The sequence below is a fragment of the Subdoligranulum variabile genome, from assembly GCF_025152575.1.
In the GTDB taxonomy this organism is placed as follows: domain Bacteria; phylum Bacillota; class Clostridia; order Oscillospirales; family Ruminococcaceae; genus Gemmiger; species Gemmiger variabilis.
In genome coordinates this window covers 2,399,188-2,422,888 of record NZ_CP102293.1, presented here as the reverse complement: position 1 = coordinate 2,422,888, position 23,701 = coordinate 2,399,188, and the positions used below count along the sequence as shown (strand labels likewise).

Annotated in this window: 16 protein-coding genes; all 16 read right to left on the bottom strand. The window is 59.9% G+C overall.

The window, feature by feature from the left end:
* Position 1: 1 nt before the first annotated feature.
* The 16 genes from NQ490_RS11260 to NQ490_RS11180 all read right to left on the bottom strand — a co-directional run bounded on the left by NQ490_RS11260 (position 2) and on the right by NQ490_RS11180 (position 23,521).
* The gene (locus tag NQ490_RS11260; RefSeq protein ID WP_423218615.1) at positions 2–5,566 is read right to left on the bottom strand and encodes an SNF2-related protein; all 5,565 of its coding nucleotides are present in this window, start codon (positions 5,564–5,566) and stop codon (positions 2–4) included.
* A 2,303-nt stretch (positions 5,567–7,869) separates the two neighbouring features.
* Positions 7,870–8,226: a TnpV protein gene (locus tag NQ490_RS11255; protein WP_147644636.1), complete on the bottom strand. Its 357-nt coding sequence runs from the start codon at positions 8,224–8,226 to the stop codon at positions 7,870–7,872.
* An 849-nt stretch (positions 8,227–9,075) separates the two neighbouring features.
* Complete coding sequence (locus NQ490_RS11250) at positions 9,076–9,291, bottom strand: transposon-transfer assisting family protein (RefSeq protein WP_007045895.1); 216 nt, start codon at positions 9,289–9,291, stop codon at positions 9,076–9,078.
* 1 nt (position 9,292) lies between these two features.
* The gene (locus NQ490_RS11245) at positions 9,293–12,424 is read right to left on the bottom strand and encodes an LPD16 domain-containing protein (protein WP_007045894.1); all 3,132 of its coding nucleotides are present in this window, start codon (positions 12,422–12,424) and stop codon (positions 9,293–9,295) included.
* A gap of 2 nt (positions 12,425–12,426) precedes the next feature.
* A complete protein-coding gene (locus NQ490_RS11240) occupies positions 12,427–12,708 on the bottom strand; it encodes a hypothetical protein (RefSeq protein WP_007045893.1) in 282 nt (93 codons plus the stop codon).
* Complete coding sequence (locus NQ490_RS11235) at positions 12,705–14,807, bottom strand: type IA DNA topoisomerase (RefSeq protein ID WP_007045892.1); 2,103 nt, start codon at positions 14,805–14,807, stop codon at positions 12,705–12,707. The genes NQ490_RS11240 and NQ490_RS11235 overlap by 4 nt, the downstream gene beginning before the upstream one ends.
* Positions 14,788–15,474 (bottom strand): hypothetical protein, encoded by a 687-nt coding sequence (locus tag NQ490_RS11230; RefSeq protein WP_007045891.1) that lies wholly within the window; start codon positions 15,472–15,474, stop codon positions 14,788–14,790. Before NQ490_RS11230 ends, NQ490_RS11235 begins: the two co-directional genes overlap by 20 nt.
* Positions 15,475–15,667: 193 nt before the next feature.
* On the bottom strand, positions 15,668–16,450 hold the full coding sequence (locus tag NQ490_RS11220) for a DUF4366 domain-containing protein (protein WP_007045889.1): 783 nt from the start codon (positions 16,448–16,450) through the stop codon (positions 15,668–15,670).
* Complete coding sequence (locus NQ490_RS11215) at positions 16,440–16,694, bottom strand: DUF4315 family protein (RefSeq protein WP_007045888.1); 255 nt, start codon at positions 16,692–16,694, stop codon at positions 16,440–16,442. The genes NQ490_RS11220 and NQ490_RS11215 overlap by 11 nt, the downstream gene beginning before the upstream one ends.
* Before the next feature lie 6 nt (positions 16,695–16,700).
* A complete protein-coding gene (locus NQ490_RS11210) occupies positions 16,701–17,282 on the bottom strand; it encodes a hypothetical protein (RefSeq protein WP_007045887.1) in 582 nt (193 codons plus the stop codon).
* A gap of 161 nt (positions 17,283–17,443) precedes the next feature.
* Positions 17,444–19,177 (bottom strand): CD1108 family mobile element protein, encoded by a 1,734-nt coding sequence (locus tag NQ490_RS11205; protein ID WP_007045886.1) that lies wholly within the window; start codon positions 19,175–19,177, stop codon positions 17,444–17,446.
* Entirely contained in the window at positions 19,170–19,550 is a 381-nt protein-coding gene (locus tag NQ490_RS11200; RefSeq protein WP_002576347.1) for a DUF3851 domain-containing protein, read from the bottom strand. The genes NQ490_RS11205 and NQ490_RS11200 overlap by 8 nt, the downstream gene beginning before the upstream one ends.
* Positions 19,547–21,994, bottom strand: a complete 2,448-nt coding sequence (locus NQ490_RS11195) for a VirB4-like conjugal transfer ATPase, CD1110 family (RefSeq protein WP_007045885.1) — start codon at positions 21,992–21,994, stop codon at positions 19,547–19,549. The genes NQ490_RS11200 and NQ490_RS11195 overlap by 4 nt, the downstream gene beginning before the upstream one ends.
* The gene (locus tag NQ490_RS11190; RefSeq protein WP_007045884.1) at positions 21,924–22,340 is read right to left on the bottom strand and encodes a PrgI family protein; all 417 of its coding nucleotides are present in this window, start codon (positions 22,338–22,340) and stop codon (positions 21,924–21,926) included. Before NQ490_RS11190 ends, NQ490_RS11195 begins: the two co-directional genes overlap by 71 nt.
* 22 nt (positions 22,341–22,362) lie before the next feature.
* Positions 22,363–23,232 carry a VirB6/TrbL-like conjugal transfer protein, CD1112 family gene (locus tag NQ490_RS11185; protein WP_007045883.1) on the bottom strand — a complete coding sequence of 290 codons (870 nt, stop codon included), beginning with the start codon at positions 23,230–23,232 and terminating at the stop codon, positions 22,363–22,365.
* Between the two features lie 70 nt (positions 23,233–23,302).
* Positions 23,303–23,521, bottom strand: a complete 219-nt coding sequence (locus tag NQ490_RS11180) for a Maff2 family mobile element protein (protein WP_007045882.1) — start codon at positions 23,519–23,521, stop codon at positions 23,303–23,305.
* Positions 23,522–23,701: the final 180 nt, after the last annotated feature.

Sequence of the window (23,701 nt, the reverse complement as noted above, 5' to 3'; positions counted from 1 at the left end):
GTTATCGCACCTCCTGTTCGTGGTGTTTGGGTTTCTTCTCAGGGCAGCGCGGCGGCACCGGGCGTTTCAGCCCTTCCAGCACCGAGGGGCGGCCGCTCTTGGCAAGCACCGCTTCCGGCGCAGGGCGGCCCCGGCCGTCCATGTTCAGCAGTACGTCCAGCTCGGCCAGCCGGGCGGATTTGTCTCGCAGTTCCTGTTCCTGGGGGAAGGGCTTGCCCACTTCGGCCTTGGCGGCGGCCTGCTGCTGGTAAAGGTTGTCAAGCTGGTTCTTCACCGCCTCCAGCCGCTGGGGCATCTGACTGAGCGCATTGTCGATGCGAGTGAGATTTCCACGCGGGTCAGTGCCGAGGGTCGCCCGGTGGGTCATCTGGCTTTTCAGCAGGAGCATATACTCCTGCCGGAAAGCGTCAAACGACACCGACATAGCGAAGCCCCGGTAGCTGCCCACCGGCACAGGGTCGGACCCCTTGACCTCCTTGCAGGCGTCCAGCAGCGCCGCACCGGCATTCTCCTTGTCGGTGAGGGTGTCGCCACGGACTTCCATGCCAGCAAAGCCGTCCTCCGGGTGGGGGTGTTCCGCCAGCGTTTTCATATCGGTTTCCAGCCCGGCGATAAAGCCCTTATTTTTTTCGATCTCCTCCGGGAAGGTTTTCAGCAGCTGGTCCTCCAGCCGGTACTGCTTGCTCTGGTGGTCGGCCTTCAGCAGCTTCAGCCGGGACACGTCCACATCCAGGTCCATGCGCTCTTTGATGCGGGGGTCCCCGGCGCAAAGGGCCTTGATCTCGGCAAAGGAGAGCGCCGTTTCATCCACATCATCACAGGAGCGTACCGGGCTTTTGGAGGTCATGATTTGACTGATGAATTTCTGCTTGTTTTCCACCGTCTGCCAGAGGTAGGCATCAAACGTCCCCTCAGTGACGTAACGGTACACATGGACGGTCTCGTTTTGGTTGCCCTGTCGTTCAATTCTGCCTTTCCGCTGGGCCAGGTCGCCGGGCCGCCAGGGGCAGTCCAGGTCATGCAGCGCCACCAGGCGGTCCTGGACGTTGGTGCCTGCGCCCATCTTTTGGGTGCTGCCCAGCAGGACGCGCACCTGGCCGGTGCGGACCTTGGAAAACAACTCCTTTTTGCGCACTTCGGTGTTGGCCTCATGGATAAAGGCGATCTGTTCGGCGGGCACGCCTTTGGCGATGAGCTTTTGACGGATGTCCTCATACACCGTAAAGGCCGGTTCCGGCTCCGGCAGCGGCACCGCGTCCTCCAAAGCGTGGAGGGTCGGGTTGTCCAGGGCCTTCGCCACCTTTTTGGCGGGTTTGGCCTGGGGCGTGGAGATGTCGCAGAACACCATCTGGGTCAGCTTGTCGGCCTCGCCGTCCCGCCAGATCTGCATGATGTTGTCCACGCACTGGTTGACCTTGGTGCCCGGTTCGTCCGGCAGCATCTGGTTGATGATCCGCTGGTCCAGGCCCAGCTTGCGCCCATCCGACGTGATCTTGAGCATATTGTCCACTGACGGGTCCACGCTGCCCCGGTGTACTTCGGACGCACGTTCAGAGAGGGCCTTTACCATCTCTTTCTGGATGTCGGTGGGCTGGGCCACGATGTTGTGGTACTCCACCTGGGGCGTGGGCAGGTGCAGCTGGTCGGCGGTCTTGATGTCCGCGATTTCTTTGAAAAGGTTCATTAGCTCCGGCAGGTTAAAAAACTTGGAGAAGCGGGTCCGCGCCCGGTAGCCGGTGCCCTCCGGGGCCAGCTCCAGCGCCGTCACGGTCTCGCCAAACCGGGAGGCCCAGCAGTCAAAATGGGTCATGCCCAGCTCTTGCAGCCGGTCATATTGGAGATACCGCTGCATGGTATAAAGCTCGGTCATGGAGTTGGAAACCGGCGTGCCGGTGGCAAAGATAACGCCCCGGCTGCCGGTGATCTCGTCCATGTAGCGGCACTTGGCGAACATATCGCTGGATTTCTGCGCGTCCGTCGTGGAGAGGCCCGCCACGTTGCGCATTTTTGTGTAGAGAAAGAGGTTCTTGTAGTTGTGCGCCTCGTCCACGAACAGCCGGTCCACGCCCAACTGCTCAAAGGTCACCACATCGTCCTTGCGGCCTTCCGCTTGCAGCTTTTCCAGCCTGGCCTCCAGGGATTTCTTGGTCCGCTCCAACTGTTTCACCGTGAAGCGTTCCCCGCCGCTGGACTCCACCTCGGAGATGCCCTCGGTGATTTCCCAAATCTGCTCATGCAGCAGCCGCTCCTGGCGTTCCTTGCTGATGGGGATTTTCTCGAACTGGGAGTGGCCCATAATGATGGCATCATAGTCGCCGGTGGCGATGCGGGCACAAAACTTCTTGCGGTTGTGCTTTTCAAAGTCCTTTTTGGTTGTCACCAGGATATTGGCGGACGGGTACAGACGCAGGAACTCCGAAGCCCACTGTTCGGTCAGGTGGTTTGGCACCACAAAGAGGGATTTCTGGCACAGCCCCAGGCGCTTGGCCTCCATCGCGGCCCCCACCATTTCAAAGGTCTTGCCCGCGCCCACCTCGTGGGCCAGCAGCGTGTTTCCGCCGTACAGCACATGGGCGATGGCATTTTTCTGATGCTCCCGCAGGGTGATGGACGGGTTCATGCCGCCGAAAACAATGTGGCTGCCGTCATACTCGCGGGGGCGGGTGGCGTTCATTTCCTCGTTGTACTGGCGCACCAGCGCCTGCCGCCGCTCCGGGTCCCGCCAAATCCAGTCCTTGAACGCCTCCCGGATGGCCTGCTGCTTCTGGGCGGCCAGGGTGGTCTCCTTGGCGTTCAGCACCCGGCGCTCCTTGCCGTCCGCATCTTCAACAGTATCGTAGATACGCACATCCCGCAGGTTGAGGGAATCTTCGAGGATTTTATAGGCGTTGGCGCGGCCGGTCCCGTAGGTGGTATAGGCTGCCACATCTCTCTGTCCCACAGCGTTTTTGCCGGAGATCTGCCACTCGGCGGTAAATGCAGAGTAGTGGACTTCAATGCTGCGCTGAAGGTAAAAGGGCGTGTCAAAGGTTTCGTACATGAATTGCTGAATGTACTCTTTGTCAATCCAGGTTGCCCCCAGCCGCACCTCGATCTCGGAAGCGTCCAGGTCCTTGGGCTGGGCGGCGGTGAGGGCCTCCACGTTGACCGCAAAGGCCGGGTCCTGTTCCGCCGCCCGCTGGGCCTGGCGCAGCTTCCGGCGCACGTTGCCGGAGAGGTATTCATCGGCGGTCACATAATGGGGCGTCCCGTCCGGTTCGGTCTGGCCCGGCACACGGAAGATGACACCCCGCAGCTCGTCCGCCAGTTCCTCGCCGGTTTTGCCGGTGAGCTGTTCCATATAAGCCATGTCCACGCAGGCTTTCTCCGAGATGGAGACCGCCAGCGCCTCGCTGGCCGTGTCCACGGTGGTGACGGCCTCATGGGGTTTGATAGTGCGCTTGGTGAACATATCCGCCTTGCGTTCCAGCCTGCCGTCCTCGTCCAGCACTTCCAGCGCACAGAGCAGGTAATAGCTGCTGTCATCGGCAAAGGCCAGCCGGTTTGCCCGGTCGTTGATAAGGCCATATTTAGCGGAGAAATCGTCATAGCGGCGGTTCAGTTCGGCCATCTGCGCCCGGATGTCGGCATCCGGCGCGGCGGCGTCCATCTCCAGGTCGATGAGCTGCTGCACACAGTCCCGCAGCCCCACCAGCCCTTTGACGCGGGCCTCGGCGGTGGCGTTTAAGTCAGGGCGCACCATGCGGCTGTTTTCCCGAAAGTACACCGCCCCGTCCACCACCGTGTAGGAATAGTTTTTTACATCCGGGTCAGCCGGGAGGGAATCGTCGATGTCCTCGCCCTCGCCCAGCTCCGGCAGCGCGGCCTCCTGGTAGGTGCCGTGAATATACTTCACGGCATCGTGCAGCTGGTCGGCCAGCTCCAGCCCCTCGATGGGGACCACGGTGTAATCCTGCTTGCCGTATTGGGTGCTTTCGGCGGTGGGCTGCCCCAGCACCATCTCCGGGTGGTCGAGAAAATACTGGTTGACCGTGAAGCCTTCCTCGGTCCGGCCGGTCTGCGTCCAGTCCGGGGTAATGTCCAGCGGACGGTCCCGCTTTTGCAGGAAGAGAATATCCGAAACGACCTCAGTTCCGGCATTTGCCTTGAACGCATTGTTTGGCAGGCGGATGGCTCCCAGCAGCTCGGCCCGCTGGGCCAGATACCGGCGCACGGTGGAATCCTTGGCGTCCATCGTATAGCGGCTGGTGACGAAAGCCACCACGCCGCCCGGCCGCACCTGGTCCAACGATTTTGCGAAAAAGTAGTTGTGAATGTTGAAGCCCAGTTTGTTGTAGGCTTTGTCGTTCACCTGATACTGTCCGAAAGGGACGTTACCGATGGCAAGGTCATAGAAGTCCCGCCGGTCGGTGGTCTCAAATCCTGCCACGGTGATGTCGGCCTTGGGGTAGAGCTGCTTTGCAATCCGGCCGCTGATGGAATCCAGTTCCACGCCGTACAGACGGCTGCCGGCCATGCTCTCCGGCAGCATCCCGAAGAAATTGCCCACACCGCAGGACGGCTCCAGAATGTTGCCGGTGCGAAAGCCCATCTGTTCTACCGCGTCGTAGATGGCGCGAATCACAGTGGGGCTGGTGTAGTGGGCGTTGAGGGTGGAGGCTCTGGCCGCTTCATATTCTTCCGGGGTCAGCAGTTCCTTCAGCTCCGCATACTCAGCGGCCCACGCGGGTTTGTCCGGGTCGAAGGCGTCCGCCAGCCCGCCCCAGCCCACATATTGCGAGAGAATATGCTGTTCTTCCGGGGTGGCATAGCGATTTTCCTGCTCGATCTGCTTCAGTGTGGCGATTGCTTTGATATTGCGCCAGAATTTTTCCTTTGGCCCGCCTTTCCCCAGGTCATCGTCCAGAATGCGGAAATTCTCAGGCGGACGCGGTTCCGGCGGCGTAGGTTCCGGCTGGTTAACGTGCAGCCGCTCCACCACCACATCATAGGGCAGATGGTTCTGTTCGCCAGGATAGACGGTCACCGGCTCGGAATGGAACGCCGGTGTCTCGGCGGTGGGTTCCTCGGTGGGCTTGGCGGTTTCAATAGGTTCTTCGACAGTGGTATCAGCGGCAATAGCCGGTTCGGCCTGCTCCTGCCCAAAGCCGTCCAGCTGGCGGGCATACAGCCCGCGCAGCAGGGGCGCGACCTCATCCCAGCGGAAGAACAGCATGGCCAGCCGCTTTTCGTCTGCATCCAGCACTTCCAACTCGATGCCTTCGGACGTGGTGCGGTAATCGGCGGTGTCGCCGGTCTCCAGCTCCATCGTTTCCACGATGCCGGGGAAGGCCCGGCCCAGCCACTGGGCGATCTCGCGGTTGGGCTTGCCGGTGCGCATCAGTTCGGACAGCTCCGCCTTGTCCGGCGCGCCGATCAGGCCGTGGGCCAGCACGTCCCGCAGGTCCTGGTCTGCCGTGTCGGGGTTTACAGGCAAAAAGTCGTTGATGGCTTCGTTGCGGGTGTCCGCACGCAGCAGCGTCTCGAACCGCTCCCGGCTCTCGACCCGGTAAATGGGGTAGCTCATGCCGGTGGGCAGCAGCTGCACCGTATCTTCCCGCAGCTCGGTGAGCTGGTACTCCTGATTGTCCAGATAAACCGTATCACCCACATGGTAAGGGGGTGTTGCGGGGTCGTAGGTGGCGGGGGCTTCTGTTTCCGGGATAGCCTGCCGGATGGCTTCATCTTCCTCATCCGATACGGTAATATCCATCTCATGGGTAGGTTCGCCGCTGCCGATGGTGAGAGTGTCTCCCTCGCGGGTGATGGGCTGGCCGGATAAGTCCGGCACAGGTACAGGCAGGAACTCACCATTGTCCAGATATTTCTCAAATATTTCGCGCCGCATCTCTACTGGCTCCTGGTCAGGGACGCTGGGCATGGTGTACCAAATGTAATCCTCGTCCACATGGTCAAGAACCATCCGAACCACGGGGCTTTTATCATCAATGAAAGCGTCTATGGCATCTCCTGGGTGATAGGTGCGGCCACCTGGGCTGGTGTAGGCTTCCGGCTCATCCCCTCCGGCGGCACGTTCCACGTTGGCCATGACCTGCTGGATAAACGGGTCATTGTCCAGCTTTTCCGGGTCTACCACCTGGCCGTTCACGATGCCGCGCTCGGCCAGAGCTTCCCGGATGGCGATGGGGTCGATGTTGTCAAAACGGTCCTGTTCCACTTCGGTATAGAACCGATCTTCCTTGATAAGCTGGGCGATCCGGCGCTGCACCTTGGGCCAGGGCAGCATCGTTCCATTGGGGCTTTCCGGGCGTACTGCAAACGGAGTTTTGCTGTCGCCGCCGTCAAACTCATGGGCCAGCCATGCGGCGGTGTCTTTTTCACGGGCGTGGTCCTTCATGTAGCGGACAACGGCGTGCTTGCTTTCGATCTTGCCGTTCCAGTCCTGGATGGCTCGGTCAATGTCATTGTCCGAAAGTGGGCGCAGCAGCTCATGGAGTTTGGGATAGGTCTCGTCAATGACCTCGCCATGCAGGCGGTGACGGAACTCCGGCACATCGGAGTAGAGCCGGATCAGTTCCAGGTCGCCGGAATTTAGCACCGCCCGGCGCACGGCGGCGTTGCCCTCGATTACTGCGTTTTCGTGATCCGAGTGGCCGCAGGCGTTGCGGTAGGCGGTATCCGCCTCCAGCGCGGTGCGAACAATGGGTTTGTACTGTTCCAAAGAATCCTGGATGGACAGTTCAGCCTGCTGCGCCGCCATAGCGTCTGCTTCGGCAAGGTCTGCTTCTTCCTGCCGCTGCTCCAACTCGGCCTGCTCCTGCGCTGAAAGGTAGCGCCCTTGTTGAATCAGGGCGGTGATCCGCTTGGCAGCTTTATCCCAGGTGAGATGCACGTCCGGGCATCCGGCTTTTTTGAAGTGCAATCCTTTTCCGTCATACCATTCATCACTGCCAGCCGCGCCGGACAAGGCGTGGGAACGTCCGCCGATGCCATATTCGTGCTTGAGAAAATCTACCTTCTCCTTGTCGGTATGGCTTTCCTGGAAAAAGGCAAAAATACGTCCTTTACCGCCTGCCATGCCGCTGCCGCTGGTCAGAGCGGCATCTATTTCATCCTCTGTGATAAACCGCTTGGCCGATGGCACCTCCGCCAGCTCGGTAGAGAAGGTTTTACGCGGCAGGTCCAGGTCACGGAGCCTTGCCAGCATCCCTTCCAGGTGGTGATAATGGAACCGCAGCAGCGCCCGGTTATCCTGATGGGCAGTCAAAAACTGCTGATACTCGTCCAAAAGTGCTGCCCGAAACGCCGGATTTGCCAGCTGCCCGGTAAGCCACGCGGACTCCTCCGGGAAACCATTCCCTTGAATGAGGGAAAGGCTTTGCAGGTATCCGGCGTTCCTGGCTTCCTCACTTAAGTCGTGGTACAGGCTCCAAAACTCGTCTGCCAGCAGGGACCGTTCATAACTTTCGGCCTCAGCCAGCTCCACATTGGAGGCAAACTGGCCCACTTCCAAAAGCTGCCCAATCCGTTCGGCGGCGTCCTGCCAGGACAAAAGCTGCGCGGATCTGTCATAGCGGGCGAATTTTCCGTGGGAAAGGTGGATGCCGTCCTCGGCGTACCATGCGGTAACACTGCCGACCCCGCTGCCGCCGTGGTAGAGGGTTGGCAGATACGCCGCGATTTCTGAAATAGGCTTCTGCTTTTCAAATTCCACAGCGACACGCTCCCGAAAGCGGTCCGTGTTGCCGCCGAGCCGCAGAACATGGTCTATATCTGCCTGGGCAAAAGAAAAAGCAGAGGGCGTTTTCACACTCTCTGCTTCGTCGATCTGTTGAATCTGTTCCGCTTCGGAGAGGAACAGGTTTAGGGTCAGCTGTTGATAAGTTCCATCATCAGAATCTCCTCGGCCTGGGCTTTGCAGGTGTTCATCAGGCCCACCCACTGCATCGGGTCGGCGGCTTTCAGCGCTTCCGTCGCGCCCACTTCCTCGGCCAGCTGCGGCATCATCTGTTCCAGACGGCTCTGTGCCGTCTCGTCGATCTCCAGAAGGTGCGGGTACAGCTTCTCGGTCATCAGCAGCTGGTTGTAAAGGATGGGCCGGTGTTCCTTCAGATAGGCTTTCCTCATCCTGCCGTACTTGCCCAGGGGCTTCTGCGGCTGCTCGCTCAGGCGCAGGTCGGGAATCAGGTAATCCCCGCTCTGAATGTAAGTCAGGTTGTTCTCCATGTGTGGCACTCCTTTCCGCGCTCTTGGCGCGCTCATAGTTCTGGATGGTGACGCCGATCTGCCGCAGCACCTGCTGGTTTGCCTGGCTGATGGCTGTGCCCAGCGCCCCGATCACGGCGGGGGTGTTGAAGTCGAAGATCGGCATGAAGTCCTCATGGCTGAAATATTGCTCCGGCTCCAGCCCGCAGCGGGACATCAGGGCGTAGGTGATGCTGACCGTGGCGGCGGATTTGAACTGGACTTCGATGTTGTACTCATCGTACTCCTCCAAAAAGGAACCGTCAACGATAGGGAGAATATCCCGCCGGTGGTCAGCCCAGTATTCCTCCGCCAGCTTGGCGGCCACATCGGCCAGCTGCTGGGCCAGGTCGCCGCCGCTCACATCGTAGTTGCGTTCCAGCATCGCCATGACCGGCGCGGTGTGTTCCTCGTTCAGCGTCCACAGCCAGGGGGTGCGGGAATGTTCCCGCGTGCCGGTGTCGGAAATATCGAACACATAGCGCAGGCGGGGCCGGTCCCCGGAATCGTCCACCAGGGCGATGCCCTTGGAACCGCGCCGCACATACCGGCCCATGCGGTCATTCCACAGGTCGTACTCGGCGCAGGCGGTAGCGTCCGGGCGCTGAGCGTAGATCATCAGCTGCTCATGGAATGGATACTTGTAGAGTCGGGCAGCGTTGGTGAGAAAGCCCGCCCACTCCTGCCAACTGCCGGTGAGCTGGACCGCGACCTTCTCCGCCATCTGCGCGTACATTTCTGCTTTGGTTGGCATGGTTATCTGTCCTCCCTTCCATTCAGGAATCGAAAAGGGGCGGCACGGTGGCCGCCCCGGCTGGTCAAAACAGGGTGTTACTCGTCAAAATCCGGGTACAGTTCCAGCTCGTCAAACTCGACGTCAGTCATGGCACGCAGCTTGGCGAGGGTGCTGTCGGTCAGGGCCAGCAGTTCGGTCTCGTCCGGCTCCAGATGGCCACGCATCTCGGACAACGCCTCGATGGCTCCCAGGCGACTGCCGGGGTTGTAGATACACAGCAAATTGGTTTCCTCAAAGGTCATAGCGTTCATATCAGATCTCCCTTTCCGCGCTCTTTTTGGGCGCTGTCTTTTTGTGTTCGGATTTAGGCTGACTTTTCAGCTGATCCATGACGGACTTCTTCTTGTCCCGATCTTCCCGGTGGGCGGCGGCCGCCAAATCCATGAGAGAGATGGGCTGGCCGCTGCGGGCCTGCTGTTCCAGCTGGGCCACCGTCGGCTCCTTGGTGCCGTTGTTGATAACGCCGTCGATCATGCCGTAGTCGTCCTCCACCGTCATCTCCGCACTTTTCAGCGGATTGTCCGGCAGGAAGCCGGGGATTTGCTGAAAGCCAAAACTGTCGCAGTAATGACAGGATACCTTGCCGTCCTGCTTGATGGCAACGATGTCACTGACGCTCATAGACGGGTGGCGGTAGTCGGCAGGGTGTTCGTTGTTGAAGCGGTATTCAAGATTATCCAGCACGCTGCCTTTCAGGTCGCCGGGTGTGAGCGGCGCAGTATAGACCAGATCGTAGTTATCGCGCTGCACAGTCCGCCCGATGGACTTGACCCATTCCAGCCCTTCATAGCGAATGTCCCTCAGTTCATCGGTGTGCTTTACCTGATAGATGGCATAGCAATCGCCCTTGTGGTTGAGAAACGCCTGCTCCCGTTCCTGCTGGTGGTCCATGCGGTCCATGACCTGAGCATCAAAGGAGGGACTATCCTCCCATTCCTCACGGGTGACGGCAAAAATGCCATCGTGGGCGTCCAGGTCGGCGGTATCAAAGGCCATCGCCGGATTCTCTCCCTGCTGGACCATGTACACAGTCAGGTCCTGCGCCATCAGCTCGTAGGCCCGCTCTTTGGAAAGGGGCAGAAGGTCGCTGTCCAGGTAGCCGCACTTTTCCAAATCGTCTTGGGTCAGCGCCGGGTCCGGCATGGGGTATTCGTCCAGCGCCTGCTCCGGGGCATCCGGCAGCTGGGTGACTTCCGGCACAGCGGCTTGAGCCGCTGCCTGCATCTGTTGGATTGCCGCCTCCTGCAAGGTCTCGATCATGGACAGCGGTGCATAGCGAATGGACTGGCCGCCCATGCCGCGCATCTCACAGATTTTCAGCGCAGCGGTGGACAGCGACAGCTCCGGCGCATCCAGCTGGCCGCCGTCCAGCTGCTTCATGGTCGCTGCATCGTAGAGCGTGTAGTCCCAGCCGGTGTCGCAGGACTGAACATGAAGATAAGTGGCATCATCAACCAGCAACAGGGCCTCCTGGGCTTCGGCGCTGGGCTGGGTCCTTTCAGTATCGAAGGATACCGGGAATTCCTTATCAGAGTTCCACGCAGTATCTACGCCCATCGCCCTCGCTTCATCCGCCATTTTCACAAGGTTGGGGTCAGGTTCCGGCACCAGCTGGTCCAGACGATCCAACAGCTCGGCAGCTTTTGTGACCGCTTCTCCAGGTTCATTTTCATCGGCAAATTCCTGGAGCCAGTCCCGAACACCGCTGGCATCCCCGCTGCGGAGCGTAGCGGTCAGTTCCCGCAGCGCATCCTCACGATTATCCACCTGATCCCGATATTCATAGGTATCGTAGTCAAAAGAAAACTGGTCGATGTCGGCTGCCAGCTGCTCGATAGGGTCCAGCTGCGGTTCCGGGGCAGCAGTCAGGTCAATACCGCGCTCCTTGCAGATAACCTTATAGTGCCGGTCGATGTCGTTAATCAGCTCACCGGCGGTCTTATTGATAGTTTCCAAACTGGCCCGCAGCTCCGGCAGCTCCTTACCCTGGCTCCAGTTGGCGATGTAGCCGAAGCTGTTCTCGCCGGTCTGGATACCGTAATACTGGCAAACCGCGTAGGAAATGCTCTCGGCTTCCACCTCCTCGGTATTGCGGTCTTTCTTCTTGGGCGGCTCCTTGTCACCGGCCCTGACCGCTTCCTCCTGAGCCTTAGCGTAGTTGTGCAGCTTGCTGTGGGCGATCTCATGGACGGCGGCGGAAACGGTCTGTACCTCGCTCATGCCAGCACGGATGGCGATGCGCTGCCGGTCCGGCGAGAAATATCCGTCCATGTTGGCTGCCATCGGCTCCACAGAGAGCGGCACCGGCGCGGACCGGCGCAGCGCCTCCATGAAAGCCTCGTAGTTCTGGACGTTCCCGGACAGGGTGGACGCCAGCTCCGGCAGGGGTTTGCCGTCCGTCTGGCTTACATCGAACACCTTCACCGGGCGGAACATGGGGATCTCAACTTCCCGTTCCTCCATGACCGCCTTGCCCTCTGCGTCCAGGATGGGGGCCTTGGTGTCCGGGTCCAGCTTCTGTTCCTCAATCTTTTTCTTGAATGGCGTGGGCGCAATGATGGTAATGCCGTGTTCGCCGCGCTTCACATGACGCTCAAACTGATTTTTCCACTTGTTGTACCCGGCCACCAGCGTGGCGTCCGGCTTCTGCATATAGATGAGCATGGTGTTGTTGACGGAGTAGCGGTGGAACCGGGACATCACGGACAGGTAGCGCATATACTTTTCGCTCTCGAACAGTTCCTTGATACCCTGCTCGATGCCCGCCGTGATTTGCTGCAACCGTTCCCGGTTGGTGGGTTTGTCAGCCATGATGTTCACTCTCCCTTCTATGGCCGAAATTTCAGCGGTGTGTTCTGCGATCCACTGGTCCTGTTCCTCGGTGCTGCTGTCGAGAAAGGTGTCCAGCAGATAGCCCATGTAGTCTTTTTTCTGGATGGCCTCCAAAAAGCGCGGGTGCGGGTCCTCGTCCGGCATCTTGGGGGAATAGTCGGCCTCCCATTTTCGGAGCAGGTGGTAGTAGTCCGTCAGGACGCGCCAGCCGTGTTCCCGTTTTTCTTTCCGTACCTGCGCCTCGGATTTTTGCCGGACATAGCTTCGCCGGGGCGGGGCCTTGTTGTCATAGGAAAGGCCAAAATCCTGGGCCAGCTTTTCGGCGGCCTCCTTGGGGGACAGGTCATAGAGCCGGGCGGTGAAGTCGATCACGTCGCCGTCTGCGCCGCAGCCAAAACAGTGGAAACGGGCGTCCACCTTCATGCTGGGGTGGCGGTCATCGTGGAAGGGGCAACAGGCCATGCCGCTGCGCCCCACCGCGATGCCGTAAAGCTCCGCCGCTTCCCGGACGGTGACGGACTGTTTTACGACTTCAAATACGCTCTCGCCCATGCTCACTTACCGCCCGCTTTGGGGATGGGCGGCCTGTACCCGGCAGCCTTGGCCCGTTCGCTGGCGGCCTTGCGGCGCTCGGCGCTGTACGGCTCCCGCACCGACACGCAGCGTTTGGGCACCACGAAGGTCTGGCGGTCCTTTTTCACGATCTGGTCCGGGTATTTCTCCGCCAGCCGCCGCAGCTTTTCCAGCAGGCGCGGGTCGTGGGAATAGACCTCGGCGGTGGCCTCGGCCTGGTTATAGAGGATAATCGTTTCCTGTTCATACAAACTCAGTTTCATTTGCCGCCGCCTTTCTGCCGGTCAAAGTCCAGCTTGAAGTTGACGTACTGGCCGGTATCCTCCAGCACCACGGTGGCGTCGTAGGTCTTGCCGCTTTTCTCGGAATACAGGCCGGTCACGCGAGCGCGGCCATCCTTCAAAAGCGCCGCCACGATGGCCTTGGTGGGCTGTTTACGCTTCGCGGCCCACCACTTGCTGTTCTTCCAGATTGCAAATTTGCAAGATTTGTCCTGGCAGAAGAAGCCTTTTTGCATTTCTGCAATTTCGCCGCCGCAGCGGGGGCATCTGCCCACTACCTCACGGGGCGGGGTGAACAGGTACTCGCTGCCCTTGATGACCTGATAGGTCCCCACCAGCTCCTTCAGCATGGCGGTGATCTCGGCCATAAAGTCCTCCGGGGCCAGCTCGCCGCGCTCGATCTTGCCCAGCCGGTACTCCCACTCGGCGGTCAGCAGCGGGGATTGAAGCTGCTCCGGCAGGACGGTAATCAGGGAAATGGCATCGTGGGAGGGCATGAGCTGTACGGTTTTCTTACTCTTTTTGCGTTCCAGAAAGCCGGTGGACACCAGCTTTTCCAAAATCCCGGCACGGGTGGCAGGCGTCCCCAGCCCTTTGCGCTCGGCATCCTCCGGCATATCGTCTTTCCCGGCAGTTTCCATCGCGGAGAGCAGTGTGTCCTCGGTGAAGTGTTTGGGCGGGGTAGTCTTGCCCTCCTTAACGGCGGCACCGGCGACCGGCAGTTCCTGGCCTTCGGCCAGTTCCGGCAACGCCTTATCTTCGGAATTGCCGTCCTGTTCCGGCGCACTTTTCATGCTGGCCCGATAGGCAGCGTCCAGCGCCCGCCAGCCGGGCTGCTTCACCGTGCGCCCTTTGGCGGTGAACTCCGCGCCATCGCACTCCACAACAACGGCAGTTTCCGCAAAGGTATAGGGCTGGGCCACCGCACACAGCAGCCGCAGGGCCACCAGCTCCAAAATCGCCCGTTCCCCCACTGGCAAAGCAGACAGGTCCGCCTCCCGGATGTTGCGTGTAGGGATTACCGCATGGTGGTCGGTCACTTTCTTGTCGTTGATGACCGCCGCTGTATCGCAGGAAATGGCGATGCCTTTGCGGAACGGCATGGCGTTGGCGACCAAATTCACCAGCACCGGCAGGCTTTCAGCCATATCCGAGGTCAGGTATCGGCTGTCCGTCCGGGGATAGGTGCATAGCTTCTTTTCATAGAGGTTTTGCAGATAGTCCAGCGTCTGCTGCGCCGTGAAGCCTAACAGGCGGTTGGCGTCCCGTTGGAGGGTGGTGAGGTCATAGAGGGCGGGCGGCTTCTCGGATTTGTCCCTGCGCGCCACCTGTTTGACCGTCACCGTGCCGCTTTGGCAGGCGTTTTTCAGCTGTTCGGCATCGGCTTTCTTGTCCATGCGGGCGCTGGCAGCGGTAAAACCGGGCAGGTCCAGCGCCACCGTATAAAACGGCACCGGCTTGAAGGCGTCGATCTCTGCCTCCCGCTGAACGATGAGGGCCAGCGTCGGGGACATGACCCGCCCAATGTTGAGAGTGCGGTGGTACAGTACCGAAAACAGCCGGGTGGCGTTGATACCCACCAGCCAGTCCGCTTTGGCACGGCAGAGGGCCGCCTGATGCAGTCCGTCATAGTCCGCGCCGGGGCGCAGGTGTGCAAAGCCCTCCCGGATGGCGGAATCCTCCATGCTGCTGATCCACAGCCGTTTCATGGGCTTCTGGCAGCCCGCCAGGCAGTAGACCGTGCGGAAGATCAGCTCGCCCTCGCGCCCGGCGTCGCAGGCGTTGACTACCTCGGTCACGTCCTCCCGCCGCAGCAGGGTACGCAGCACGTCAAACTGATCCCGTTTGTCCTTGGCGATGGTAAAACGCCAGGTTTCCGGCAGAATCGGCAGGTCATCATAGCGCCACTTGGCATAGTCGGGGTTGTAAGTGGCGGCATCTGCCAGCCCGGCCAGGTGCCCCAGGCACCAGCTCACCAGCCAACCGTTGCCCTCCAGGTAGCCATCTTTGCGGGTGGCAGCGCCCAGCACGGTGGCCAGGGATTTTGCCACCGAGGGCTTCTCAGCGATCACAAGGCGCATCTTCCTCAACCTCCATTTCTTCGTTGGATTTTTTCAGTTTTCTGGAAACGCTGTTGCCATCGTCCAGAAGGCAGTCATAACCGACGTTGTAATCATAGCGGTACAGCTTTCCCAGCAGGTCGTTGATGATGACCCGGCAGGCCAGCAGCACCCGCTCCTTATCTACCTGCATGAGCTGGTAGCGGCGGTAATCGCTGAAATATTCCTCGCGCTGGCGGGTCCGGGCGGCGGTTTCCTCCATCAGAATGTCGATCACGTCCTTGTCGCCGTCCTCTTTCGCACCCTCGGCGTAGTTCAGCATCTCCATCACCATCGGGAAGCTCTGCTCATCCATCGGGGCTTCCTCTTTGAGATAGCCGATCAGGGCGCAGAACAGGAACCGCGCCGCCGTCTGCTCCGGCTCGGTCAAGGTGGAAAGCGTCTCCTGCCCGCAGGGCAGAAGTTTGTTTCGGACAAAATCGTGGACCTCGCCGCGGAACAAGTGGCGGATGGCGTCAATGGACAGAGGCGGTTCAGCGGGTTCGTCCTCCACTTCAAATTCATAGGGGTCTTTCTGGCCCGGTTTTTTGCGTACCTTGGCAAGCGCCGTGCAAACGATGTCGCCGCCAAAGTAGACGCCGAAGCAGATCAGGTCGAACACAATGAGAAATTGAATAAAAGGGTTCATTTTGCTTTTTTCCTTTCACGCAGCCACGCGGTCAGCTCTTTGTGGCAGAAACCCACGCAAGGCTGGCCGGGGCGGTAGTTTCCGCAGCCATAACAGGGGTGGCCGGGAGATAAAGAGGGAGGACGGGAAGCTGCCTTCCCGCCCTCCGGCCTGCGCGTCATCATGGGTTCATAGGGGTTGTCGGTAAATCGGGTCATTTGGCCGGGGTCTCGCTTTCCTCATCGCCGCCCCCGTCAACGTCCTCCGGCTCGTCGGATTCCTTGGCCTCCCAGAGGTCCTCGTCCTCCTGTTCGGTATCGTCCTCGCCGTAGTCGTAATCATCCAGGTTGTCGCTGCCCTTGGTCTTGGGCTTCTGCTTGATGAATTTGAAGTAGACCAGCGCACCGATGCCGCCCAGCACAGCCAGCACCACCAGCAGCATCGCCGGGTTCAGCCCTGCCGGTTCCTGTTCCGGCTCCGGCTCTGTTTCCGGGTCAGGGGTGGGTTCCGGCTCCTGGCCCGTACACTCTGCCATATTCACGGCGCACACCGGGCAGGCCGTGTCCACCGCACCGGCGGCGCATTTTTCCGTGCAGTTGCAGACGGCAGGGGCTTCCTGTGTAGTCTCTTCGTCCTCCATCAGCGCCATCAGGTCGGCCTCGTCCACCTGGTTTAAGAAGTGGACGGCGGTTTCCTTGTCCTCGTTGGCACGGTCGATGAGGATATAGAAGTAGTTGCCCGCCTTGGTGGTGACGGTGATGAGCTGCTTGTTGCCGCCGTAGTCATCCACCAGGGCGGCGTTGCCTTCCGGGGTCAGCGGCGGGGTATCCTCGGTTTCTTCCACCACCACATTGCTGTCGTTGGTGGCGTCCGCAGCCGGTGTGGCCGTGGGCGCAGGGTCAGCGCCCTGGGCAAAGGCAGTCACAGAGAAACCGCCCATCAGCATCAGGCAGATGCAAAGGGCGGCAAAGGTTCTGAAAATCTTCTTATTCTTCATGGGTCATGTCCTCCTGTTCGGGATCGGCGGGAAGCGCCGCCTGGCCGGGCACCATGCCGCCCGACAGCAGGGCGTTCAGCTGGGCCGGGGTCATGCGCACAGCGCGCACCATCTGAACGATTTCCAGGTTCTCCGCCTCGGTTTTCTGCGCTTCCAGGGCCTTCAGCTTTTCCTGCTGTTCCGCGATCTTCTCGCGAGTTTTGGCGATCTCCTGGTCGATGCGCTCGATTTTGTTCTTAGCCATAGTCAATCACTCCATTCCATATCGCTCTTTCCAAGCGTAGTTGCGCCCCAACCCCTTGACGGTCTTGAGATGGGGCATTGCATTTTCTTCAATGGCAAGCGCCCGCCGGTACAGGTCGGGGTATTGCCGTTTCAGGGTTTCGATTTCCTTGCGCTTCATACTGGGGCAGAAAAAGCAGGACGATTTGCCGGGCAGAGGCAGCCCCGCCTCCTGGATCGCCCGAATACAATCGTCTCGCGTCCAGTGCCAATCCTCGATCAGCGGGTAGCGGTTCTCATATTTTTTGTCCGCCTCATTGAATTTTCTGGAATGTTCATACCGTTTCCGCTCCCCGGCATCGTAGCCGATAAACCGCGTGACCCGTCCACCTGCCTGCCACACGGCGCGGCACAGCGGGTGATGGTTGCAGAATTTCTCCTGCGGTCCGATCTTGTGCTTCTGTGAACACCGCTTGAAGCCGTAGGCGATGGAGGGCAGCGTACATGAACGCAGGCACTCGGTTTCCAAAGTCAGGCGGTTGCCGCTGCGGTCCATCTTCTCCACCACCGTGATGGGCGGCATCCCATGTTCCCGCAGCCATTGGTTCATGGTTTCAAGGAACTGATAGGTGTGGGGCTGCTCCGCCCCGGTGTCCGCAAAGGTGATGAGGTCAACGGGAATCCCGTGCCGGTGAAGCCCAACTAAAAGAGCGGCACTGTTCGTGCCGCCCCCAAAGGATACAATATTCAGTTTTTATACCTCCGCAAAAATCACCAGTTCATCAGGCCGTAGCCCTTGATGCACTCATAAGTCAGCGAGTAGCTCTTGATCTTGCAGGCGTCGCCGGAATTGCCCTCCACAGTGTAGACTTTGCTGCCGTCGGTGCCCACCACGATCCCCACATGGTCGGCCCGGCCGTCCAAATCCCAGTCAAAGAAGATGGCATCGCCGGGGGCGATGTTGGCGTAATCCCGCCCGCCCCATTGTCCATGCGACTGGAACCAGGGGATGCCCTGGGCCTGGCAGGCCGAAAAGCGCGGCTCGGAAAGGCCCATCTGGCCGTAGCACCAGGACACGAAGCAGGCGCACCACTCCACGCGGGAATTAAAACCGTACCAGCTCCAATAGGGCTGGCCGCCCACGTTGCCCACCTGGCTTTTAGCGATGTCCACCACCTCCTGATTGCCGGGCCGGGTGCCGTTCACAAACTCCACACCGGCCAAACTCTCGGAATCGCTGGTGTCGGCGGACCCGCCGCCGAAGATCAGGGGCTTGTTGCCCAGCGTCTGCCGGTACACCTGGTACATTTCCAGCTGATCCGGCGTCAGCAGCTCCAACGCCACGGAGGAGATGGGCTTGCTGGTGAGGGTCACATTTAAGATGTAGTAGTTGTAGGGCACTTCCACGTCATACTCGTTGCCCTCGCTGTCTGTCCGGGTCTCGGTGCGGTAGCGCACCTCCACTTCCTCGGTCAGCGTCAGCTGGTATTGGGCCGCGAAAATGCGTTCCAGCTCCGCCTGGGCGCTTGCCCGCGTGTAGCCTTGCAGCACAGCGGACAGGTAGGCCGCCAGCTCGTGGGGGTCGTGGCCGATCATATCCAGGTCATAGCGGTACTCGTCATAGCCGGGGTGGCTGCTCTCGATGTTGTCGATCTCGGCTTGCAGCGCGGCCTCCTTGGCGGCGTAGTTGGCCTCCACCGCCACCAGCTCCGGGTCATCCGATGGGTAGGTGGTGCCGGAGATCATCGAACCGATGCTCTGCGCCATCATGGAGCAGGAGGACATGGTGTTGAGCAGCAAGCAGACGATTAAAAATAGGCCCAGGGCGATGCCAAAGCCCTTTTTATGGCGCATCACATAGGCCCCGGCCTGCTGGGCTTTCTCCTTGACCGTCTTGGCCGCTTTGCCGGTCTTTTGGGCGGCACCGGCGGCGCTCCCGCCGGACTGTGCGGCCCGTTTGGCGGCGGCGTACTGCTTCTTGATCTGCTGTTTCTGCTGCCAGCGGGACAGCGGGTTGCTGGCTGCCGCAGGGTTTTCATAGACAGACTTCTGGAACAGCGCCTCGATGTTGGCCTTTTCCAGCTTCCGCTCGGCCTGGGCGGCCTTGCGGTAAGGTTTCAGTTTGTGGCTGCGGTAGCCCTCCCTCGCCAGATGCACGCCGGTCTCTACGGCTTCCTCAGACTTGTGGGCGCTTTCCACGCCCACGTTACCGTCCTCGGTCTTGCGGATCTCCTGGTGGAGCTTGCCCGCCACTGCGTTGCCCGGCGCGTCCCGCACTGTATGGGACAGTTTGGAGGGCGGCCGGGGCTTATCCTCCAGCACCAGCTTGGTCGTGACCTTGCCGGTCTTGGGGTCCACCTCGGCCCGTTTGACCTGCTTTTTCGGGATTTTTGCCTGCGCCTTGTCCGCTTTGACGGCGGCCTTCTCCGCCTTGCGGATGGGCTTTTCCAGCGCCGGGTCCGCCCGTTCTTCCTCCGTGAAGCGCAGGCGCGGTTCCTTAATCAAACCATTCCCCCAGCATGAGGGAGGCCGCCATGCTGGAAAGCTCCGCATAGGCCGCCAGCCCCAGCGGACCCACGAAGCGGCACTCGGTCAGGCAGGCGTAGAGCTGGGCCACTACGTCGGCCAAAATCTGGACCTCGGTGCCCTCCAGCACAGTCTCACCGGCCTGCCCGCGCTGGACCTTGGCGGCGCACAGAATCTCCACCAGCCGCAGCAGGCCGGTCTCGCCGGTCTCGGTCAGTTCAGCGGCCTGATCCGCCGCCGTGCGGCACTCGGAAACGGCGTCCGCCATCGCCGTCAGGAGCGCGGTGCGCTGGGTTTCCAGCGCCCGGTCCAGAAACATCATGTGGTCGTTATGCAGAATTTCGGGTTTCATCGTCCATCAGCCTCCTTCATTTCCTGGGGTTTGGTCGTCATAATGCGATACAGTTCGGTATTCTTGGGGAAGTGGTCCACAAAGGGCAGGATGGTGGAGCCGTAGAACAGCAGCCCCTCGCCCTCGCCGGAGTGGGTCACATAGGACAGCTGGTGCGGGGAAATACCCAGCTGCCGGGCCAAAATCTGCCGGTCACCGCCCGCCTGGTTGAGCATATACACGAAGTCGGAGTTTTCAAAGATGTTCTCCACCTCGCGGGAAGAAAGCAGGTCCTTCACGTTCTGGGTGATGCCCGTGGGAATGCCGCCCCACTTTCGGAACCGCTTCCAAATCTCCACCGTGTAGGCGGCAGTCTGTTCCTCTTTCAAGAGCAGGTGCATCTCGTCGATGTAGTAGCGGGTAGACTTGCGGGCGGCCCGGTTGATGGTGACGCGGTTCCACACCTGGTCCTGGACCACCAGCATCCCGATCTTTTTCAGCTGCTTGCCCAGCTCCTTGATGTCGTAGCAGACAATGCGGTTGTTGATGTCCACGTTGCTGCGGTGGTTGAACACGTTGAGGGAGCCGGTGACGTAGATTTCCAGCGCCGTTGCGATGTACTGCGCCTCTTTCTCATCCTGCGCCCGCAGCAGGTCGTACAAATCCTCCAGAATGGGCATATTCTCCGGGCGCGGATCGTTGAGGTAGTCCTGATACACCAGCCGCACACAGCGGTCAATGATGGTTTTCTGCACCGGCTGCAATCCGTCCTTGCCGCCCACAATCAGTTCACACAGCGACAGGATAAAGTCGGATTTCAGCGACAGCGGGCTTTCATCGTCCGAATAGTCCAGGTTCAGGTCCATCGGGTTGATGTAGTTGGTGGAGGTGGGCGAAATCTTGATGACCTGCCCGTGCAGGCGCTCCACCAGCGGCGCGTACTCGGCCTCCGGGTCGCAGATGATGACATCATCCGAAGTCAGCAGGAAGCAGTTGGCGATCTCGCGCTTGGCGCTGAAGGATTTGCCGCTGCCCGGCGTACCCAGAATCAGGCCGTTGGGGTTTTTCAGCAGTTTGCGGTCCACCATGATGAGGTTGTTGGACAGGGCGTTGATGCCGTAGTACAGCGCCTCCTTGCCGTTCTGAAAAAGCTCCTGGGTCGTGAACGGCACGAAGATGGCGGTGGAGCTGGTAGTCAGCCCCCGCTGAATTTCCACCTGGTTCAGCCCCAGCGGCAGAGAGGACATCAAGCCTTCCTCCTGCTGGAAGTCCAGCCGGGTCAGCTGGCAGTTGTACTTTTGCGCGATGGAGCTGGCCTGGAAGATGTTGTTGCCCAGCTGGCGGGGATTGTCCGCCGTGTTCAGCACCAGGAACGTCACCAGGAACATCCGCTCGTTGCGGCTTTGCAGGTCCTGCAACAGCTTCTTGGCCTCGGCCCCGTAGGTGGCAAGGTCGGAGGGGATGATGTCCATGTCATACCCGGCGCGGACGGCCTTTTTCTGTTCCTCGATCTTGCTGCGGTCCAGGTCGGTGATTTTCCGCTTTACCGTCTTGATGGCCTTCACCTGATCCACCGACTGGATGTGCAGATTCACAATGAGGGAACTTTCCATATCGAGAAAGTCCGCCAGCATACGGTCATTCAGCTCCGGGGCCAGAATCTGCACGAAGCTGACGGCCCCGTACTTCTTTCCCATGCGGAACTGCTTGCCGGTACGGAACTCGAAGCCGGACGGCGCGATAAAGTCCTTGGTGGAAAGGCCGCTGGGAGCCAGCCAGTCCCACTCGAACTGGAAGGGCGCCTGCTCGTCCATGTGGAAGATGGCGTGAAGCTGGGCCAGCCGGGCTTTGCCGTCCAGAACCTCGGCGGCCACGCCCAACCGCTTAAAGTTGTTCAGCACATCGGTCTCGATGCGCTCCAGACGGGGCTTGGCGGAGCGGATGCTGTCGGCCTCGATGGAAAAGGTCAGGTACTTGGTCTTGATGAGGCCGTTGTTGCCCCGCGCCAGCTGATTTTGCAGCATCTGCGTGTACTCCACCCGGATGGGGTCAAAATCATCCCCCTGGGCCGGAATGGCGATGCTGTTGGCGAAGGTCTCCTGGGACGCCGCCAGGTTCAAAAAGGACAGCTGGAAACGGATGGAGCTGTCAAAATAGTTGAGAAAATCACACCATCCCTCGAAGATGGCGGTCTTGTCCTCGTTCTGGCTGAGCTGGTAGTTGATGTCCTGGAACTGGATGGTCTTGGTGTAGCGGCCATCCGCCACCTTGCAGATGCCGTCCGGCCACATCCGCTCATAGGGGATGCTGTCCTGGGCGGACAGCTCTTTTTTGTCCGTGCGGTTAGCGCGGGCAATCGCTGCCTCGATCTGTTTGCGTTCGGCGCGGGTCAGCTTACGCCGGGGTTTGGTCTGCGGCTCTGCCGGTTCGGCCTGCCGCTTTGTCTTTGCCGCGAACAATGTCATACACCTCCTTGTCGAGATTTGCCTGCCGCTCCAACACGGCATAGAAGTTGTTGGTGCGGTAGGGGCGCTGCTTGGGCCGGATGACGGCCACCTTGAGGATGTTGCCGATGATCTTTTCCAGGGGCTGGCCGTGTTTTTCATACATCGCCAGCATGAAGAAGGGCAGCATGACGAGCATCATGCACATGGCCGCCACGCTGTTGCCAGCAGGCCCCCGGAGCAAAAAGAAAAGCGGCACGCCGATGAGCGCCCCGCAGCCGAAGCAGACAAGCTGCCTTTTGGTTAAGTTGAATGCGACCTTGGTTTTGACTTTCGTCAGGTCTTTGGGTACGGGTACATAAGCCATTTTGCGTTTCCTCCTTCCTGGCTCAGTGCGCCTGAAACACTGCTTTCGCGAGACTGCCGGTTTTGAACAGTGTGAAGCACAGCAGCACGGTATAGCCCACGCAGCTCCAAATCGCCATGATGATGTCCTCCTCGGTGGCGATGTTCTGCACCAGTACGGCGTAGATCGCCACACAGACGATAATCAAAAACGCCTGGAAGCCCAGGGCCAGCAGGCTGCGCAAGTAGTTCTGGCCCATGCCGCCCCATTCCTTGCCCATCATGGTCGCCATTGGGATGGGGGCCACCGATGTGACCAGGTAAATTTCGATCATACGGCCATAAATCACGATAAAAATGCAGATATACAGCGCCCACATGGTAATGCCGATAAAGAGCGACTGGAACCACAGGCCGAACAGCGGCCCCAGGTCCATATCCATCAGCCGGGACTCCATATCGGTCATGACGGCGGAGATGTCGATGGAAGCGTCCGAGCCGATGATGCCGGACGCTTGGGCCACCACGCTTTGGGCCATGTCGAACACGCCCATGACGAGGTTCCAGGTGTTGGTGACCAGCAAAATCACGGCGGCGGATTTGAACACCCATTTGAAGATCATCCAGGTGTCCACATCATGCAGGTTGTTGCGGTCGGTAATCATCTGGATCAGCTCCAGCGTCATCACGATGGCCAGGATCACGCCTGCAATCGGCACCATGATGGAGTTGGAGAGGCTCTGGATCATGTTGAAAATGTCGCCGTTCCAGCCCTGCGGGGTCTGGCCCACCTGTACGGATATATCCGCGACCTGCTGGTTCACGCTGTCGAACATCCCCGTTAAGTTTCCCATGATGCCGCCCACCAGCATTTCCTTCAGCCAGTTGGTCAGGGCATCCAATAAGAAATCCATACGGTGTCAAACCTCCTTTCTGCCCCTCCCGTGCACAGCGGGAGGGGGCGAGGATTTCAGCGGGTAACGATCAGACGGTGAACAGGCCGGACAGCAGGGGCACCAGCACCATGCCGACGATAGCGACACCCGCGCCGGCCATGAGCTGTTTCATGCCCTGGCTTTTGGCACCGGGGTTGTCGTTGCCGTAACCTTCCAGCAGGTTGATGACGCCCCACACGCCGAGACCGGCACCGAGGGCGATAACGAGGGTCTGGAGAACGGTGATTGCCTGATTGAAAAATTCCATAAATAAAGTTGGCCGGAATCATTTGAAAAAGATTGATTAGTTATGGTTCATAGGCATACAAAAGCCGGACAATCGCCGCCCGATTTCCGGGCTGGCTGATTCCGGCCTTCCTCCTTTTTCATTATTTTGATAGAGATCGTCCGCTTTGTACGCCGATGGCCCCAGCGGGGCGGTTGTGGC